The 16,948-nt window shown below is 35.6% G+C and carries 18 protein-coding genes; 17 read left to right on the top strand and 1 reads right to left on the bottom strand.

Annotation, left to right across the window (positions count from 1 at the left end):
* The first annotated feature begins 124 nt into the window (after positions 1 to 124).
* From ASG21_RS12485 to ASG21_RS12410, 17 genes are all read left to right on the top strand, one after another.
* Entirely contained in the window at positions 125 to 907 is a 783-nt protein-coding gene (locus tag ASG21_RS12485) for an FkbM family methyltransferase (protein ID WP_056080506.1), read from the top strand.
* Between the two features lie 128 nt (positions 908 to 1,035).
* The gene (locus ASG21_RS12480) at positions 1,036 to 1,743 is read left to right on the top strand and encodes an SDR family oxidoreductase (RefSeq protein ID WP_056080503.1); all 708 of its coding nucleotides are present in this window, start codon (positions 1,036 to 1,038) and stop codon (positions 1,741 to 1,743) included.
* 140 nt (positions 1,744 to 1,883) lie between these two features.
* Positions 1,884 to 2,630 carry an electron transfer flavoprotein subunit beta/FixA family protein gene (locus tag ASG21_RS12475; protein ID WP_056080500.1) on the top strand — a complete coding sequence of 249 codons (747 nt, stop codon included), beginning with the start codon at positions 1,884 to 1,886 and terminating at the stop codon, positions 2,628 to 2,630.
* A 117-nt stretch (positions 2,631 to 2,747) separates the two neighbouring features.
* Complete coding sequence (locus ASG21_RS12470; RefSeq protein ID WP_056082383.1) at positions 2,748 to 3,695, top strand: electron transfer flavoprotein subunit alpha/FixB family protein; 948 nt, start codon at positions 2,748 to 2,750, stop codon at positions 3,693 to 3,695.
* Between the two features lie 190 nt (positions 3,696 to 3,885).
* A complete protein-coding gene (locus ASG21_RS12465) occupies positions 3,886 to 4,485 on the top strand; it encodes a bifunctional nuclease family protein (protein ID WP_056080497.1) in 600 nt (199 codons plus the stop codon).
* Positions 4,486 to 4,503: 18 nt separating this feature from the next.
* Positions 4,504 to 5,886, top strand: coding sequence for a nucleoside permease (locus tag ASG21_RS12460; protein WP_056080494.1), 1,383 nt, complete (start codon positions 4,504 to 4,506; stop codon positions 5,884 to 5,886).
* A gap of 108 nt (positions 5,887 to 5,994) precedes the next feature.
* Complete coding sequence (locus tag ASG21_RS12455) at positions 5,995 to 6,549, top strand: sigma-70 family RNA polymerase sigma factor (RefSeq protein WP_056080491.1); 555 nt, start codon at positions 5,995 to 5,997, stop codon at positions 6,547 to 6,549.
* Positions 6,515 to 7,201, top strand: coding sequence for a hypothetical protein (locus tag ASG21_RS12450; RefSeq protein ID WP_056080487.1), 687 nt, complete (start codon positions 6,515 to 6,517; stop codon positions 7,199 to 7,201). The genes ASG21_RS12455 and ASG21_RS12450 overlap by 35 nt, the downstream gene beginning before the upstream one ends.
* A gap of 91 nt (positions 7,202 to 7,292) precedes the next feature.
* Positions 7,293 to 8,372, top strand: coding sequence for a hypothetical protein (locus ASG21_RS12445; RefSeq protein WP_056080483.1), 1,080 nt, complete (start codon positions 7,293 to 7,295; stop codon positions 8,370 to 8,372).
* 170 nt (positions 8,373 to 8,542) lie between these two features.
* On the top strand, positions 8,543 to 8,944 hold the full coding sequence (locus ASG21_RS12440) for a hypothetical protein (protein WP_056080480.1): 402 nt from the start codon (positions 8,543 to 8,545) through the stop codon (positions 8,942 to 8,944).
* Between the two features lie 183 nt (positions 8,945 to 9,127).
* Complete coding sequence (locus tag ASG21_RS12435; protein ID WP_056080477.1) at positions 9,128 to 10,306, top strand: acetyl-CoA C-acyltransferase; 1,179 nt, start codon at positions 9,128 to 9,130, stop codon at positions 10,304 to 10,306.
* 6 nt (positions 10,307 to 10,312) lie between these two features.
* The gene (locus ASG21_RS12430) at positions 10,313 to 10,504 is read left to right on the top strand and encodes a hypothetical protein (protein WP_056080474.1); all 192 of its coding nucleotides are present in this window, start codon (positions 10,313 to 10,315) and stop codon (positions 10,502 to 10,504) included.
* A 290-nt stretch (positions 10,505 to 10,794) separates the two neighbouring features.
* Entirely contained in the window at positions 10,795 to 10,938 is a 144-nt protein-coding gene (locus tag ASG21_RS20235) for a hypothetical protein (protein ID WP_157844529.1), read from the top strand.
* Between the two features lie 93 nt (positions 10,939 to 11,031).
* Positions 11,032 to 12,510, top strand: a complete 1,479-nt coding sequence (locus ASG21_RS12425; protein ID WP_056080471.1) for an MFS transporter — start codon at positions 11,032 to 11,034, stop codon at positions 12,508 to 12,510.
* A gap of 74 nt (positions 12,511 to 12,584) precedes the next feature.
* Positions 12,585 to 13,511 carry a mevalonate kinase gene (locus ASG21_RS12420; RefSeq protein WP_056080467.1) on the top strand — a complete coding sequence of 309 codons (927 nt, stop codon included), beginning with the start codon at positions 12,585 to 12,587 and terminating at the stop codon, positions 13,509 to 13,511.
* 13 nt (positions 13,512 to 13,524) lie between these two features.
* Positions 13,525 to 14,454 carry a UbiA family prenyltransferase gene (locus tag ASG21_RS12415; protein ID WP_056080464.1) on the top strand — a complete coding sequence of 310 codons (930 nt, stop codon included), beginning with the start codon at positions 13,525 to 13,527 and terminating at the stop codon, positions 14,452 to 14,454.
* Between the two features lie 63 nt (positions 14,455 to 14,517).
* A complete protein-coding gene (locus ASG21_RS12410; RefSeq protein WP_056080461.1) occupies positions 14,518 to 15,684 on the top strand; it encodes a proline dehydrogenase family protein in 1,167 nt (388 codons plus the stop codon).
* An 89-nt stretch (positions 15,685 to 15,773) separates the two neighbouring features.
* Here ASG21_RS12410 and ASG21_RS12405 read toward each other — a convergent pair whose 3' ends face one another.
* On the bottom strand, positions 15,774 to 16,307 hold the full coding sequence (locus ASG21_RS12405) for a helix-turn-helix transcriptional regulator (RefSeq protein ID WP_056080457.1): 534 nt from the start codon (positions 16,305 to 16,307) through the stop codon (positions 15,774 to 15,776).
* Positions 16,308 to 16,948: the final 641 nt, after the last annotated feature.

The raw sequence follows: 16,948 nt of genomic DNA, 5'->3' as shown, positions 1-16,948 counted from the left end.
TTTTTTTTTTTTCCAGTGAAATGCTTTAAATATAAATTCACATTAATTAATCATCTCAAAATTGCTGTTAGCTTCAGAATATCTTTATTTTTGCACTTTAGCAGGTATTTCTAATCAAGAATCAATGAAAAATTATTTCTCTAAAATACTTCTGGCACTTTCCATTTCCAGAAACTTCTCGTTTTTAAAACTTTTAATAAACTCTAAAAGATACAGCAGACTTTTTAAGAAAGGAGTTACAGAAATTAATGATGAAACCGTGAAATATGATTTTATTTTTAACAGGCAGAATCTTGAATTATCCATGAGGACTTTTAAAGGAGATATCGATGTTTTTTACGAAATCTTCTGGCAGAAAGCCTATCATATTCCTGAAAAGTATAATCTAAAGCCTAAAACAATAGTTGATTTGGGCGCTCACGTGGGATTTACCTCTGTCTATTATCATCTAAACTATCCTGAAGCTCAGATATTTTCTGTTGAAGCATCTAAAAAGAATTACAGTTTATTAACTCGTAATACACAAAACCTGCAAAACATTAAGATTTTTAATGCTGCAGTATTTTCAGAAGATGGATTTGTAAATTTTGATGATGATGCTGCGTTATCATACAATACAAAAATAGGAAAGCAGGGCGGTTTGGTTGAAGCTCTTTGTATGAATACTTTTATGGAGAAAAATAACATCAGCCAAATAGATCTGCTTAAAATGGATATTGAAGGCGCAGAATCTGAAGTTCTGACTAGGAACAACCAATGGTTAAATAAAGTCAGTAATATCATAATTGAACTTCATTCACCTTATAAAACTGAAGATTTGGAAAGAGATTTATCGCCATTTGGTTTTAAAATTCATCCCATCGGTGAAGTTTTAGAACTTAAAAATATACTCTTAACCAAAAACTAAATTTTAGTTTTTCAGATTCATCTATTTGTATAAAATCAAATAAAATATAATTCTGATAAATCTTAGTAGATTTAAAACGCTCCATTTGGGGCGTTTTTCTTATTTTAGGGAAATTAAAATTTTAAATTATGATTCAGAATAAAGTAGCCTACATCACTGGCGGAACGAAAGGAATTGGTTTGGGAATCGCTGAAATCTTATTGAAAAACGGAGTTTCAGTAGCATTTTCGGGGCGGGAAAGACAAGATGTGCAGAAAGCTGAGCAAGATTTAAAGAAAATTTCAGAGAACGTTTTGGGAATTGTGTCAGATGTCAGAAATATGGATGACGAAAATGTTGCTGTGCAATCAATCGTAGAACGGTTCGGACAACTGGATTTCGTTATTGCCAATGCCGGTCTGGGTGTTTTTAAACCTGTTGACGAATTAAGTTCAGAAGAATGGAATTCTATGATTGAAACCAATCTTTCCGGAGTTTTTCATACTTTAAAAGCATCAGTTTCTGAATTAAAAAAGACGGAAGGGTATTATATCACGATTGCAAGTTTAGCAGGAGCCAATTTCTTTGAAAACGGAACTGGCTACAATGCTTCGAAATTCGGTGTTGTCGGTTTTACACAAGCTGCGATGATCGATTTAAGAAAGTACAACATCAAATCAACGGTGATTATGCCAGGTTCAGTTGCCACCAATTTCAATGGAAACGTGCCTTCAGAAAAAGATGAATGGAAAATTCAGCCGGAAGACATGGGCAATTTGGTGCTCGATGTTTTGAAAATGAATCCGAGAGTTTTGCCAAGCAAGATTGAGTTTAGGGCGTCAAAACCAAAGAGTTAATAACTTATAATGCGCTGAATAATAATTAAATAAGTATTATGCATGCATAATATATTTTTTATTTATATTTACAACACTTAACAAACAAAATTGCTTCTCTGATTTTATTGGACGCAGCAAAAAGAAAATATAGTATACTTATGAAAATATTAGTTTGTATTAGTAGTGTTCCTGATACTACTTCTAAAATTAACTTTACAGCAGACAAATCTGCATTCGACAAAAACGGAATTCAGTGGGTAATCAACCCTTTAGACGAATTCGCACTAACAAAAGCAATTAAATTACAGGAATCTCAGGGCGCAACTGTTACCGTAATGAATGTAGGTGATGCCGGAACAGAGCCGGTAATCAGAAAAGCATTGGCCATTGGTGCAAACGACGGTGTAAGAGTAAATCTTGACCCAAAAGACAGCTATTCTACAGCAAAGGAAATTGCTTCTGTAGCTCAGAATGGTGGTTATGATTTAGTTCTTTGTGGAAAAGAATCTATCGACTATAACGGTGGTTCTGTACCTGGAATGGTTGCTCAGTTACTGAATCAGCCTTTCGTAAATGCATCTGTTGGTTTGGATGTAAACGGTGGCGAGGCTACCGCAGTGAGAGAAATCGAAGGTGGTAAAGAAACCATTTCTGTAAAGTTACCTGCTGTAATCGCTGGTCAGAAAGGATTGGTAGATGAAAAAGATTTGATTATTCCAAACATGAGAGGAATTATGTCTGCAAGAACAAAACCATTGCAGGTAGTTGAACCTGTTTCTTCTGAGGTAAAGGTTCAGGGAGTTTCGTACGACTCAGTTCCGCCAAGAGCAGCTGTAAAAATGGTTTCTCCGGATAATTTAGATGAGTTGGTAAGACTTCTTCACGAAGAAGCGAAAGTGATCTAGTAAGATTCAAGTAAAAAGTAAAAAGATTCAAGTTGAGAGAATTTGTATTTTTTCAAAATAGAATTTAAAACGATCAGAATTTCAAATCTCAAACTTCAAATTTCAAATTTAAAAATTATGTCAGTATTCGTATACGCAGAAAATATAAACGGAGTTTACAAAAAAGCAGCTTTTGAGGCAGTTTCTTATGCTAAAGCTGTGGCTGATCAGGCGGGAACTACCGTTACGGCAATCTCTGTAAACCCAACAGATTCTTCAGATTTATTGTATAAATATGGAGCAACAAACGTAATCAACATCAAAGACGAAGGTCTTAAAAATTTCTCAGCAAAAGCTTATGCCCAGGCAGTAAGTGAAGTGGCGGACGGAAATATTCTTGTTTTTCCTCACACTACAGATGCTTCTTCAGTAGCGCCAATGTTGGCTGTGATGAAAGATTTCTCTTTAATTACCAATGTTTTGGAAGCACCGGAAAGCCAGTCTCCGTTTCAGGTAAAGAGAAAAGCATTTTCAGGAAAAGGTTTCATGCATGCTAAAGCTGAAGGAGCTGGAGTAATTCTTACAGTTTCTCAAAATGCTTTCGGTGTAAAAGAAAGCGCTGTTTCAGGTTCTGAAGAAGTGAAAAATCTTTCAGTAGCTAATGAAGATACCAAAGTAATTTCTCACGAGCAGAGTTCAGGAAAATTGGATCTTAAAGAAGCGGAAGTGGTTGTTTCTGCAGGAAGAGGAATGAAAGGTCCTGAGAACTGGGGAATGGTGGAAGATTTGGCTAATACTTTAGGTGCGGCAACAGCATGTTCTAAACCGGTTTCAGATATCGGATGGAGACCTCACACAGAGCACGTTGGACAGACAGGTAAAGCAATTTCGCCTAATTTGTATATCGCAATCGGTATTTCAGGAGCAATTCAGCACTTGGCTGGAGTAAACTCTTCTAAAACAATCGTAGTAATCAACAGTGATGCTGAAGCTCCGTTCTTCAAATCAGCTGATTACGGTGTTGTGGGAGACGCTTTCCAGATTCTTCCTGCACTGAATGAGAAAATTAAAGCAATCAAAGGATAAGAATGTGTATTGTGAATGGTCAATTCTCTTCGCTCGTCAATTTTTAAAATAAATTAATTCACTTGCGAAGCAAAATTCACTATTGACCTTTGATAAACATCAACAATATAGATAAAAGCTCGGCTTCCGGGCTTTTATTTTTGTTTAAAAAGTAAAACCTACAATAAAAAATTAATTTATATTTGTAGCCATGGATTATAAACAGCTAATCATACGCGGAATATCGTACAGCCAGACACAATCGGGGGCGTACGCATTGTTATTGGAACATGAAGAAACAAACGTTAAACTGCCCGTGGTTATCGGGAATTTCGAAGCACAATCCATTTCTTTAGGCTTAGAAAAAGACATTCATCCACCGCGCCCGCTTACCCACGATTTATTCACAAAATTTATTGTTTCTACCAATTATAAACTGATTTCTGTAATCATTTATCAGATCGTAGACGGCGTATTTTTTTCAAATATCAACTTTAAAAATTCGGAAACTGAAGAAGAACTGATTCTGGATGCAAGAACTTCTGACGCAGTTGCGATGGCTGTGAGATTTGACGCGCCCATTTTCACCACCCAACAGGTTTTAAATGAAGCCGGAATTTTACTGGAACTGGAAGAAGTTGCAAAGGAAGACGAAGCTTTCTCTGAAATCACTTCCTCCGAAGACAGCCTGACATCAATCTCAATGGAAGAACTCCAAAAACTTCTCGAAGATGCCGTGAAAGAAGAAGATTTTGATACCGCACTTGAAATCCAGGAGGAAATCAAGCGAAGAAAAAAGAAAATAGATTAAGAATCTTTTACATAAATAATGAATTTAAAATTACGATTGACCGTCCTCAGCTTTCTGCAGTTTTTTGTGTGGGGAGCATGGCTAATAACGATGGCGAATTTTTGGTTCGGTACAAAACAGTGGGACGGAACCCAGTTTGGAGCGGTTTTCGGCACTATGGGTATCGCATCGATTTTTATGCCGACCATCACCGGAATTATTGCCGACCGCTGGATCAACGCAGAAAGAATTTTCTCGGCTTTACAAATCCTATACGGAATCACCCTTTTCTTCCTGCCTCACAGCGATAATCCGAACTCATTTTTTACGGTAATGCTCGTGGCCATGTGTTTTTACATGCCAACAATTGCTCTGGCAAATTCAATTTCGTATACGGTTTTAAAAAACAGTAATCTGGATGTGGTAAAAGATTTTCCACCGATCAGAGTGTGGGGAACAGTCGGTTTTATCGTTGCCATGTGGATTACAAATCTTACAGGAAACAAAGCTACCGAAGGTCAGTTTTACATCGCAGGAGTAGCTGCCATTATCCTCGGAATATATGCTTTAACGTTACCAAAATGCCCGCCACAGAAGCTGATCGATAAAGATGCTCCACTTTCTGAACAATTGGGTTTAAACGCTTTTAAACTGTTTAAAAATTATAAAACAGCACTTTTCTTCTTATTCTCCATGCTTTTAGGTGCTGCCTTACAGCTGACCAATGCTTACGGAGATGTATTTTTAAGCGAATTTTCTCATTTTCCAAAATATGCAGATTCGTTCGTAGTACAGAGATCAACGATTATCATGTCGATTTCTCAGGTTTCTGAAACTTTATTTATTTTGGCAATTCCGTTTTTCCTGAAGAGATTTGGGATCAAGAAAGTGATGCTTTTCTCCATGTTTGCGTGGGTACTGAGATTCGGATTTTTTGCCTACGGAATACCTGAAGGATACGGATTAGGATTAATCATCATGTCCTGTATCGTTTACGGAATGGCATTCGATTTTTTCAATATTTCCGGTTCACTTTTCGTTGAAACGACTACAGATAAAAAGATCCGTTCTTCTGCACAGGGATTATTTATGATGATGACCAACGGGTTTGGGGCTGTTTTCGGAAGCTATATCGCGGGTTGGGCAATCGATAAATTTTTCACACACAGGTTTACTACCGTTACAGAATTATCTTCTTATCTGGAAACCACACCTGATAATCCATCTTTTCTAAATATTTTAAAGGAAAGTTTTCATTCAGCAGTAAATACTGACGGAACCTTATCATCAGTCGTAATGATGAAAGACTGGCATAATATCTGGCTGTCTTTTGCAGCGTATGCGCTTGTTCTGGCCATTCTTTTCTGGGTTTTATTTAAACATAAACACGATCCGAAGGCTGTTGAAAACGCGGGTCATTAGTAATGAACAACCAATTTATACATTGCACTTTTGAATAAAAAGTGCAATTTTTTTTATTTTCGGGCAACCATTTTAAACTTTTGCTGTCTTAAGGATAGAAACTGATACATGAAGGATTTAGAAAAGAATTTTAAACTCGCCAAAAAGCAGGATCGTAGAGCTCAGAAAGCGCTTTACGAATTGTTTTCAGCTAAAATGCTGGCGGTTGCGAATTCTTATACCAACAATATTCATGATGCAGAAGATATTTTACTGAATGCTTTTATGAAATGCTTCAATAAAATCAATGATTGTAAAGAGTGGAAAAGCTTTCCTTTTTGGCTGAGGAAAATTGTGGTCAATGACTCAATAACTTTTGTCAGGAAAAACAGGAATATTTTGTATTCCGATATTGAAATTGCTGACGATTATTTTAAGGAAGATTCGGACGAGAATTTATACAATATCAATATCGAAGAGATTTTTTCTCAAATGCCGGCAGGTTACAGACTGATATTTAATCTTTATGTATTTGAAGATAAAAAGCATCAGGAAATCGCTGAAATTCTGAATATTTCTGAAGGAACCAGCAAAAGCCAGCTCAGCAAAGCCAAAAAATGGATAACTGATTATTTAAAAGCAAAAGAAAATGGACAAAAACATACTGAAACAGTTAAAAACTGATTACGAAGACCTTGAAATAAAGCCTTCCGCCAATCTTTGGGAGCAGATTGAAGCTGGTTTGGATTCAGGTTCTGAAACAGTTCAAAAATACACTTTTCATTGGTGGAAATATGCTGCTGTGATTGTTCTTTTAATTTCTGTTGGAGGATTATTTTATTTTAATACAGACAAAAATTCAGATATTGAAAAAACGGTCGTTGCTAAAAACCCTTCAGAAAATGATTTTAAGCTAACAGAAACGGTAGTTTCTACGACTACTTCAAGAGAGGAAGTTAATGATGAATCTGCTTTAAGGAGAAAAATTGTGGAAAATAACAAAGAATATCCTGCTGTCACTGAAATTTCGAAAAAAGATAAGCTTTCTGAAAACTTAATCGTAGAAGAAAAGCAAAGTAAAATTACCGAAGTTCCTAATTTATCAATGGAAAAAATTGATATGCCTGTTGCAAAACCTATGATTGCCGAAGGAAAAAAAGCATCATATATAAGCGCAGATGACCTTTTGGTAGGTAGGGAATTAGATAAAACGAGAGAAGAAAATTATAATGACCAAAGAAAATTTGGCGTCTTTGATATTCGTAAAGTTAAAGGTCCAAATTCATTAAAAATATTTGGGTTCACTGTGATTTCAGATTCTGTAGAAGATAAATAAATCGGTCTCTCAAAGTCAAACATTTTATCATAATTAATTATCGTTTTTATTAAACGAAAGTAAAATATTGTCTAAAATAAAATTTCCAAATATGAAAACAAAGTTATTCGCTATTCTGTCCCTGATGGTTTTTTCTTTTGCTCATTCTCAGGTAAAACCTTACACAGAAGGTCAGATCAGAACCTATTCAAAAAAAATTGACAGCATAATTGTGGCTGAAAAAGCTAACATGAATACCGAACTTGATGCTCTTGAAAAAACTTTTAGAGAAAATAAATATTCTGCTGAAGAAAAGCAGAAAAAGAAAAGCGAGGTCGCCCAAAGATACGAGCAGATAATCAATCAGAAAGTAGACAGCAAGAAGGAAGAGTTGGAGGAAGCAACAAGAGAATTGGTTAAAAATTCTGTCATGGGGAAAGAAAATATCTTTGAAATCGGGTTGGTACAGAATAATGCACTTCTCACGACCAAGAGCTGGAAAACAACAAAAAAACAGCTGCTTAAAGGAGATGATTTTAATATTTCTTTTGGTCTTATTAATCTCACAAAAAATGCAGGTTCTCTTGCACTCGCAAATAAATCATCTGAAGTAATGTTTGGAAAATCAACGTCTATAGTTTTTGAATACCGTGCGACAAGACAGTTGGGAGATCTTACATCTCCTGTTTTTTATCGCGTAGGCCTGGGTTTTAGATCAGATAGTTATAAACTTGCTGACTCGAAGGTTTTTGTTCAACAAAACGGACAGATTTATTTGAGTGATTTTACAACAGGATATTTAAGAAATTCCAGGATTGCAAACGGTTATGTTACCGTTCCTGTTGATTTTGTTTTTGTATTAAATCCAAAATATACCACAGAAAATAACGAGAAAATGCTGGATAATTCTAAAGGTAATTTTAGGATTTCAGCTGGAGTTTATGGTGGTGTAAGATTCTTATCTCAGAATCTTATTAATTACAGAAATTTTGAAGGACATAAAATTTCCTACAGGGAAAATGTAAATGGCTCTGTAAATAATTTTCTATTCGGTGGAAAATTATCGGTAGGATATGGGGCATTAAATGTTTTTGTAAAAAAGGATTTTACCCCGGTTTTTAATGATAATGCTAAAATAAACAACAAATATGGCATACAGATCGGTGTCGAATTACTTTATATTAGTTTTTAATTTGATAAAATTATTAAATGATTGTTAAGATTTTGATAATTTTAAAACCAAAATAGTATTCAAAAATAAGACTAAATTTCAATTACTTGATTTTAAAACATACTTACAAAAAGTATGTTTTTTTTTGTACTTTGGCATTCTGAGATTAATGATAAATCTTAAAATTATTAATGAAAAATTTACAGCTTTTAGGATGGATTTTGGTGGTTGTAGGAAGCTTTCTTCCTCTCGTACACGTTCCTATCATCGGAAACTGGAACTACTGGCAGCTCGACCATTTTCTGGCAATTTTCTGCTGGATATTCTGTGCCTGTGCACTTTTCGGGATTGTAAATAACAGAGGAAAGCTCGTCAATACTTTTGCAGTTTTCCTGTTGATTCTGTTTGTATTCACTTTGTTTGCAGTGAAATATCAAGCCTCCAGCTATTTCAGTTTTCTGCCTTTTAAATCCTGGACAAAAGCCTTATCTGGAACTGTGAAACTGCAGTGGGGATGGGCTGTTGAGTTTTTAGGAGCATTAATTATGCTTTTTGTAAAGAGCCAGGTAAAAAGTAAAAAGAGTCAAGTGTAAGGGCTCAAACATTAAGTTTTCCGGAAATTATTATCACTTGGGTTAGAAAAAATTAAATTAAAATAAAAAAATATAAAATTGCCATATTTTCCAATCTAAAAAAGAATTAAGATAAGAAATGGCGATTGCATAACCTGTCCCGACTATTCGGGATGACCTTTAAAAAACAATAAAAATTTACATATGAAAGAAGTATTCATCGTTTCCGCAGTAAGAACTCCAATGGGAAGTTTTATGGGAAGCCTTTCAACAGTTCCGGCTACAAAACTGGGAGCTGCAGCGGTAAAAGGAGCATTAGATAAAATTAATCTTGATCCTAAAAACGTTCAGGAAATCTACATGGGGAACGTTCTTCAGGCAGGTGAGGGTCAGGCTCCGGCAAGACAGGTTGCTTTAGGTGCTGGATTATCAAACGAAACTCCTTCTACAACAATCAACAAAGTTTGTGCTTCAGGAATGAAGGCTGTGACGATGGCTGCACAGGCTATCAAAGCGGGTGATGCGGACGTTATCGTTGCTGGAGGAATGGAAAATATGTCCATGGTTCCTCATTATTACAACGCGAGAAACGCTACAAAATTAGGTGACGTAAAAATGCAGGACGGAATGGTTCTAGACGGACTTACAGATGTTTACAACAAAGTTCACATGGGTGTTTGCGCTGAAAAATGTGCAACAGATTACAGTTTCTCAAGAGAAGATCAGGATAATTTCGCTGTCGAATCATATAAAAGATCTGCAAAAGCCTGGAGCGAAGGGAAATTCGCGGAAGAAGTCGTTCCTGTTTCTATTCCTCAGAGAAAAGGAGATCCAATCATTTTCGCTGAAGATGAGGAATATAAAGCTGTAAATTTCGACAGAATGCCTACGCTTCCAACAGTTTTCAAAAAAGAAGAGGGAACCGTTACAGCAGCCAATGCATCAACTTTAAACGACGGTGCTTCTGCATTAATTCTTGTTTCTAAAGAGAAAATGGAAGAATTAGGATTGAAACCTTTGGCAAAAATCATTTCTTACGCAGATGCCGCTATCGAGCCTGAAAACTTTACTGTCGCTCCTTCAAAAGCTTTACCAATTGCTCTTAAAAAAGCTGGTTTAGAAATTTCAGAGATCGACTTTTTCGAATTTAACGAAGCGTTTTCTGTTGTTGGTTTAGCAAATAGCAAAATCTTAGGATTGGATGCTGCAAAAGTTAACGTGAATGGCGGGGCAGTTGCTTTGGGTCATCCACTTGGAAGTTCAGGTTCAAGAATTATCGTTACTTTGATTAATGTTTTAAAGCAAAACAACGGTAAATACGGTGCTGCTGCAATCTGTAACGGTGGTGGCGGTGCTTCTGCAATCGTTATTGAAAATATATAAGCTTGTATGAAATTTAAACTGGGAATTGTTATTTTTCTGATCGGATTTTTAATTACTGTTGTAGGTGCATGGCTGAAAATCACTCACTTCACTTTGGGGCCTCTCAACGGAAATATAGGTCTGACAATCGGTACAATCTTTCAGGTTGTAGGAATTTTAGTATTGATAGTCCAAATATTGATCAGTAGAAAAACTTAAGAATTCAAATTAAATTCAATCATCATATAAGAACCAAAAGCATCCGTGTTTTTGGTTTTTTTTATTTTTAAATGAACATTTTCTTTAATTTTTAGGTCTGAAAGTTTGGGATTTTAATAAACTGATTGGTAGCACACCATCCCATTTTGGGAAAGTTTAAACCAAAATAATTTCTTGCCGTTCCCAAACTGGGACAGTTAGAATCTAATTGCAGGCTTAGTTTCCCAATTTGGGAAAACGAGAACCCAATATAGTTTGAACTTTCCCAATTGAAACAGCTTAAAACTAAAATGGACGTACATATTAGATTGTTTAAAAAAATCCAAATTGCTCCGGCGAAGCAAAACCTTTGTGGCAAACAAGAAAAATTAACGATGCGAAGCCCTACAGGAGCGACACCTTTATTAATGATGTCATCTGTCAATCCAGCTTAACTTTAACAAATCAATAAAATTTAGCCTTAAAAAAATAAAAACCTCCGAATGTTCAGCGGTTTTTCTATTTTTGTGCAACTAATTAGTTTGAAAATGTCTGAAACTGAAATTCAACCGACTCAAAATATAAAGAATAACCCGAAGATTATGAAAGCGTGGGCTGTCTACGACTGGGCAAACTCCGTTTATTCTCTTGTTATTACCTCTGCAATTTTTCCGATTTATTACACCATTCTAACGACAGCGTACAACAAAAAAGAATTTGTAGCAGAAGCCGGCGAGGTGCAGGAAATTCCGGTGCGTCACATGATTAGAATTTTCGGTGAAGGCTATGAACCTGAAGCGGTTTTAAGTTTTTCATACGCAATTTCGTTCTTCCTGGTTGTAATTTTATCGCCGTTTTTATCTTCATTGGCAGATACAATCGGAAATAAAAAATCTTTCCTTCAGTTTTTCTGTTATCTGGGTGCAACTTCATGTATGGGACTGGCAATGTTTACCGGTATGGATAATTTCTTTTTGGGACTGCTTTTCAGTATAACAGCAAGCGTCGGGTTCTGGGGAAGTTTGGTATTTTACAATTCCTTTTTACCGGATATTGCAACGCCGGACAAGCAGGATTCACTCTCCGCAAAAGGCTACATTTACGGTTACATCGGCTCTGTAGTATTACTGATTATCTGTTTAGTTTTAATTCAGGTGGTTGCGAAAGGGCCGGAGCAGGCTAAAATTTACATCAGAGTCAGCTTCCTTCTTACAGGTGCATGGTGGTTTGGTTTTTCACAGTATACTTTCAAACATTTACCGCAGTTTGGGGATGTGAAAGATAAGTTACCAAAAGATCTGGTACTTTTAAATTATAAAAACATCTTCAAAAGACATGAAGAACAGGGTGGATTTTTTGAGGTTTTAAAAGACAACATCAGCTTCTATAAAGACATTGCCAAAGAGAGCTTCAGAGAATTATTCAGAGTTGGAAATAAACTTTTCTCCGACAAGGCTCTGAAGTTTTTCCTTTCAAGTTTCTTCTTCTATAGTGTTGGAATGCAGACTATTTTCCTAATGGCAGTTCCGTTTGGAAGTACAGTGATTTTCCCGAAAGAAGCAGATAAGTACAAATTAATTATCACAATTTTAGTGATTCAGATTATTGCAATTTTCGGAGCATTTTTATTCTCGAGATTATCAAAAAAGATCGGAAACAAAAATGTAATCACAATTGCAGTTATCATCTGGATTGCCTGCTGTCTTTCTGCGTACTCTTTAAACAGAGAAAATCCGAATGTGCAGCTTCAGTTCTACGGATTGGCAGGTTTAATCGGTTTGGTAATGGGCGGTCTTCAGGCAATGTCAAGATCGACTTATTCAAAACTTTTACCTGAAAATTCAATGGAAAATACAACGTATTTCAGCTTCTATGATGTGCTGGAAAAATTAGCAATCATCTGCGGAATGCTTATCTTCAGTGTATTTATCCAGAAATTTCACAACATGCAGTACGCGTTTATCTCAATGTCGGCATTTTTCGCAACAGGTGCAGTTCTGATCAGATTCTTAAAAACCAAGATATAAGCATTTTAAATGGCTTAAAATTTGTTAAATATTCGGCAGAATAGATTAACTTTGCAGAAACATTTTAACACAAAATGACGAACCCTTTATTTTACGCTAAAATTATCCTTTTCGGAGAGTACGGAATGATAGAAGATTCACAGGGTCTTGTAGTTCCTTACAGCTTTTATAAAGGGACATTGAAGTTTTCCGATTCAGATTCTGAATTTGAGAAAAAATCAAATTTTCATTTAAATAAATACGCTGATTATCTTCATAATTTAGCGCTTCCTGAGCAATTCAAACTTGATATTAACCGTTTCAAAGAAGACATTTCTAACGGACTTTTCTTTGACTCCAACATTCCTCAGGGTTATGGTGTGGGCAGTTCAGGTGCGTTGGTTGCAGCTATTTTTGAAAAATACTGTTTCACAAAGCACAATCCGGACAGCATTTCTAAAGACGATCTGAAAAATATTAAAGCCGTTTTTGGTGAAATGGAAAGCTATTTCCACGGAAAAAGCTCCGGTATGGATCCTCTGATCTGCTACATGAACCTTCCGATTCTTATCGAAAATAAAGAAAATCTAGGCAAAGTGGCCATCCCGAAAGGCGAAGAAGGAAAAGGAGCGATCTTTTTAATTGATTCAGGAATTACGGGAGAAACCGGACCGATGATTCAGATTTTCTTTGAAAAAATGAAGACTGAAGGTTTCCGTAAAACTTTGAAAGAAGAGTTTATCCGTTACAACAACGCCTGCATCGATTCTTTCTTGAAAAAAGATATGAATCCTTTCTTCAGAAATCTTAAAAAGCTTTCTCACTGGGCTTACGAACATTTCCGTCCGATGATTCCCGAAAGTATTTTCAACATCTGGAAAAAGGGTCTGGATTCTAATGCTTACTATCTGAAGCTTTGCGGAAGCGGAGGCGGTGGGTACATTTTAGGCTTTACCAAAGACTACGAAAAAGCTGAACAAATGCTTGAAGGCTTCCAGAAAGAAGTGATCTACAGATTCTAAAATTTTTTCAGGAATGAGTTCTGAAAAAAGTAATCCCATACCATTAAATCCTCCGGTAAAATCTTTATTTTACAGACTTTCGCAGTTTATGGGTTTTCTTTTGGGAGCGCGTTTTTTTGTCGCCATTCTGCTCACTTTTGCACTTTACGTTTCCACATTTTTCCTGTTTAATCAGGATGAGAATTTTAGCAGTTTCGTTTTTGATTTTAAAGTCCACGGGATTATTTTCTGTACAGTTCTCACCATTTTAGCAGGCGGAATTATTAACCAGTTTTACGATGTTGAAAAAGATCATGTCGTAAAGCCCTTCAGAAGCAGAATTCAGAGCTTTTTGAAGCAAAAGTATTTTCTTTACATCTATCTTTTTCTTTCTATAATTTCTTTGGGGATTGCCGCTTTTATCTCCTACAGAGTTTTGCTGTTTTTCCTGTTTTATCAGTTTGTGATGTGGTATTACAGCCATAAATTAAGCAGAATTTTAATTGTCAACAACCTTACTTTTGTAGCATTAACACTCTATCCATTCTTTGGAATGATGGTGTATTATCAGACATTTTCCAGAAAAGTACTGTTGATGGCCATCTTTCTGTTTTTAATTCTTCTCATCATTGATATTGTGAAAGATACTTTGACAAGAAAAGTGGATGAAGTGTTTGGGTACATCACAATTCCAAACTTTTTCTCAAAGAAAACGACAATCACAATCATCATTTCTCTTATTGTCATCACTATGCTCGTTTCAGGTAAAATCGTCGATAAAAGCGGACTCACAGGCTTTATGGCATATTATTTTGCGGCAGGTCTGTTTGTTTTCATTACCTGCATTTTTTTACTGATCAATTCTTCCAGAAGAAACAAATTTATAACCCTTAATATTTTGCGTTTTTGGGTGTTCATCGGCATTATTTCAATGTTGCTGAATGGTATTTATGGTAAAATCTGAAATTTAGTTTTATCAGCATTAATGATTTGTTTACATTTGCAAAAATCTAATCTAACTTAAATAATGTCCATTTTTAACGACACTAAAGTTGCATTTGCCGATAAAAGCGATGCGCAGTTAAGAAAAGCGTACTGGATGTTCAAAATGATTGAGCAGCCTGCACTTACAAGTCTTGGAACTTCCGTTCTTAACTTTACCGTTCACAACAATTTTCCGTTAGTAAAAAGTATTGTGAAGACGACACTTTTTGAGCAGTTCTGCGGTGGTGAAACGCGCGAGGAGAGTATGAAAGCAGTGAAACAGCTTTTCAAAAGAGGTGTTGGAAGTATTTTCGATTATTCAATTGAGGGTAAGGAAGATGAAGAAACTTTCGATTCAGTCTGTCAGGAAATTAAAGATATTATTAAATTTTCTGTAGGCAATCCTGCTATTCCTTTTATCGTTTTTAAACCAACGGCATTCGGAAGAATTGATCTGTATGAGGCTGTTGGAAATGGTTCTGAACTGACTTCAAGTCAAAAAGATGAGTGGGCGAGAGTGGTGAAAAGATTTGATGAAGTGTGCAAACTTTGCCACGAACACAGCAAAAAAGTTATGGTTGATGCCGAAGAAACCTGGATGCAGGATGCGGCAGATCATCTTTGCGAAGAGATGATGGAAAAATACAATCAGGAAAAACCAATCGTATGGAACACGATACAGATGTACAGAACAGGCCGTCTTGAGTACATGCAGCAGAATCTTCAGCGTGCAAAAGAGAAGAATTATTTCATTGGTTACAAGATCGTTCGTGGTGCTTATATGGAAAAAGAAAGAGCCAGAGCAGCCGAAAAAGGATATTCAGATCCAATCCAGCCAACGAAAGATGCTTCTGATAAAAATTATAACGCGGGAATCGATTTTGTAATGCAGAATTTAGATAAAGTTTCCGCATTTTTTGGCACCCACAACGAGGTTTCTTCCGAACTGGTGATGGATAAAATGAAAGCAGCGGGTCTGCCAAACAACCATCCTAATATTTATTTCGGGCAACTTTACGGCATGAGCGATAACATTACATTCTACCTGTCAGATAAAGGTTATAACGCTGCAAAATACCTTCCTTACGGACCTGTGAAAGATGTTGTTCCATATCTTACCAGAAGAGCGAGAGAAAATACTTCTGTTGCCGGACAAACCGGTAGAGAGTTGGGTTTAATTAAAAAAGAACTCGACAGAAGAAACAAATAGTTTTCTCTTAAATATATAAAGCTCGGTTTTGATGACTGAGCTTTTTTCATTTCTAAAATTTTGATTCTGAATTGAGTTTAAATTAATATTTAAGGCTCAAAACTCTCAAATTTCCCGTTTTCGTAGAACAGAACTATACGTTTTATCTTATTGGATTGGTTTTCAATAACTTGACTCACAATTTCTTCGGTAGATTTCTCTAATCGCTGAGAATCGGAAATTTTTTCGTTGGCTTTACTCCCGTAAGTTTTAAACGATTCTGAAGGACTTTCCTGTACAGACGTTTTTTCAATTATTTCTTCCTCCTCAATTTCTTCCTCTTCCTCATCAGTAATTAATGTAAAAAGATCTGGGAGAGAAGTAGGCTTTGTTTTTTCTTCAACAATCTCTTTCTCACTTGGAAGTTCAGATTTTAGCATTTCACCATCACCATTAACCAGCCAGTCCCACAAGATTTCGGGAAACCTTGATTTTATTTTAATTATAAATTCTAAAGAAGGTTTATTCCTACCTGACGTCACATGAGAAATTGATGAACGCTGCACATCAACTTCATCAGCAAATTCTGACGGAGTAAAACCGGAATATTCTATAACTCTCGAAATTCTTTCATTTAAACTCATAAAACATGTGTAAAATTACCTATTACAAATGTAAATAATTAGTTTACATCAAACAAATACAAATGTAAACAAACGCCATACGAACAATATACAAAAGTAAATACGTTAATTATTTAATTTACAGTGATTTATATACGGCAAAATATTTTATATAAAAAAATTCCAATATTAATCCACATAAATTTGGAATGTTAATGATCTTAAAGTAACAGATGAAGTAAATTATTTAAATGAAATTTCTCAGACCTTTCAACGGGTGTATTTGTTCTGTATTCTCTATAAACTACTTCTATCACTGGTTTTTTCGTCCGTCAACTCATCGTAGAGTAGGAGACGGGCTGAAACGTCCTTAAAATGCTTTTAAAACGTATCTAATTACATTAATAAAAGACTTAATTGATCCGTATCCACTTTCTGTAAGGAGTTTTAACATATGTTAAGCTTTACACAGTCTACATTATCTTGTAATTCCACCAATTATTTTAGCTAGATTATTTCAAGCATTATTTTCTGATGATTTTAAAAGTTATAAACAATATTTTCAGTAGTTTACTTCTGTAACAAAAAGAATCTTTAGTAGGTAATCCACAATATACATGTTTAGGTTTTTTACGCTCAAATACGCATTTTGTGGATATTAC

The sequence above is a fragment of the Chryseobacterium sp. Leaf394 genome (genome assembly GCF_001424105.1).
Lineage (GTDB): Bacteria > Bacteroidota > Bacteroidia > Flavobacteriales > Weeksellaceae > Chryseobacterium.
This window is presented reverse-complemented; position numbering and strand designations above follow the sequence as displayed.

What these genes read in the sequence shown, in the direction of transcription:
- ASG21_RS12485 (WP_056080506.1), top strand. Translation starts at nt 125, where the DNA reads ATGAAAAATTATTTCTCTAAAATACTTCTGGCACTTTCCATTTCCAGA.
- ASG21_RS12480 (WP_056080503.1), top strand. Translation starts at nt 1,036, where the DNA reads ATGATTCAGAATAAAGTAGCCTACATCACTGGCGGAACGAAAGGAATT.
- ASG21_RS12475 (WP_056080500.1), top strand. Translation starts at nt 1,884, where the DNA reads ATGAAAATATTAGTTTGTATTAGTAGTGTTCCTGATACTACTTCTAAA.
- ASG21_RS12470 (WP_056082383.1), top strand. Translation starts at nt 2,748, where the DNA reads ATGTCAGTATTCGTATACGCAGAAAATATAAACGGAGTTTACAAAAAA.
- ASG21_RS12465 (WP_056080497.1), top strand. Translation starts at nt 3,886, where the DNA reads ATGGATTATAAACAGCTAATCATACGCGGAATATCGTACAGCCAGACA.
- ASG21_RS12460 (WP_056080494.1), top strand. Translation starts at nt 4,504, where the DNA reads ATGAATTTAAAATTACGATTGACCGTCCTCAGCTTTCTGCAGTTTTTT.
- ASG21_RS12455 (WP_056080491.1), top strand. Translation starts at nt 5,995, where the DNA reads ATGAAGGATTTAGAAAAGAATTTTAAACTCGCCAAAAAGCAGGATCGT.
- ASG21_RS12450 (WP_056080487.1), top strand. Translation starts at nt 6,515, where the DNA reads ATGGACAAAAACATACTGAAACAGTTAAAAACTGATTACGAAGACCTT.
- ASG21_RS12445 (WP_056080483.1), top strand. Translation starts at nt 7,293, where the DNA reads ATGAAAACAAAGTTATTCGCTATTCTGTCCCTGATGGTTTTTTCTTTT.
- ASG21_RS12440 (WP_056080480.1), top strand. Translation starts at nt 8,543, where the DNA reads ATGAAAAATTTACAGCTTTTAGGATGGATTTTGGTGGTTGTAGGAAGC.
- ASG21_RS12435 (WP_056080477.1), top strand. Translation starts at nt 9,128, where the DNA reads ATGAAAGAAGTATTCATCGTTTCCGCAGTAAGAACTCCAATGGGAAGT.
- ASG21_RS12430 (WP_056080474.1), top strand. Translation starts at nt 10,313, where the DNA reads ATGAAATTTAAACTGGGAATTGTTATTTTTCTGATCGGATTTTTAATT.
- ASG21_RS20235 (WP_157844529.1), top strand. Translation starts at nt 10,795, where the DNA reads ATGGACGTACATATTAGATTGTTTAAAAAAATCCAAATTGCTCCGGCG.
- ASG21_RS12425 (WP_056080471.1), top strand. Translation starts at nt 11,032, where the DNA reads ATGTCTGAAACTGAAATTCAACCGACTCAAAATATAAAGAATAACCCG.
- ASG21_RS12420 (WP_056080467.1), top strand. Translation starts at nt 12,585, where the DNA reads ATGACGAACCCTTTATTTTACGCTAAAATTATCCTTTTCGGAGAGTAC.
- ASG21_RS12415 (WP_056080464.1), top strand. Translation starts at nt 13,525, where the DNA reads ATGAGTTCTGAAAAAAGTAATCCCATACCATTAAATCCTCCGGTAAAA.
- ASG21_RS12410 (WP_056080461.1), top strand. Translation starts at nt 14,518, where the DNA reads ATGTCCATTTTTAACGACACTAAAGTTGCATTTGCCGATAAAAGCGAT.
- ASG21_RS12405 (WP_056080457.1), bottom strand. Translation starts at nt 16,307, where the DNA reads ATGAGTTTAAATGAAAGAATTTCGAGAGTTATAGAATATTCCGGTTTT.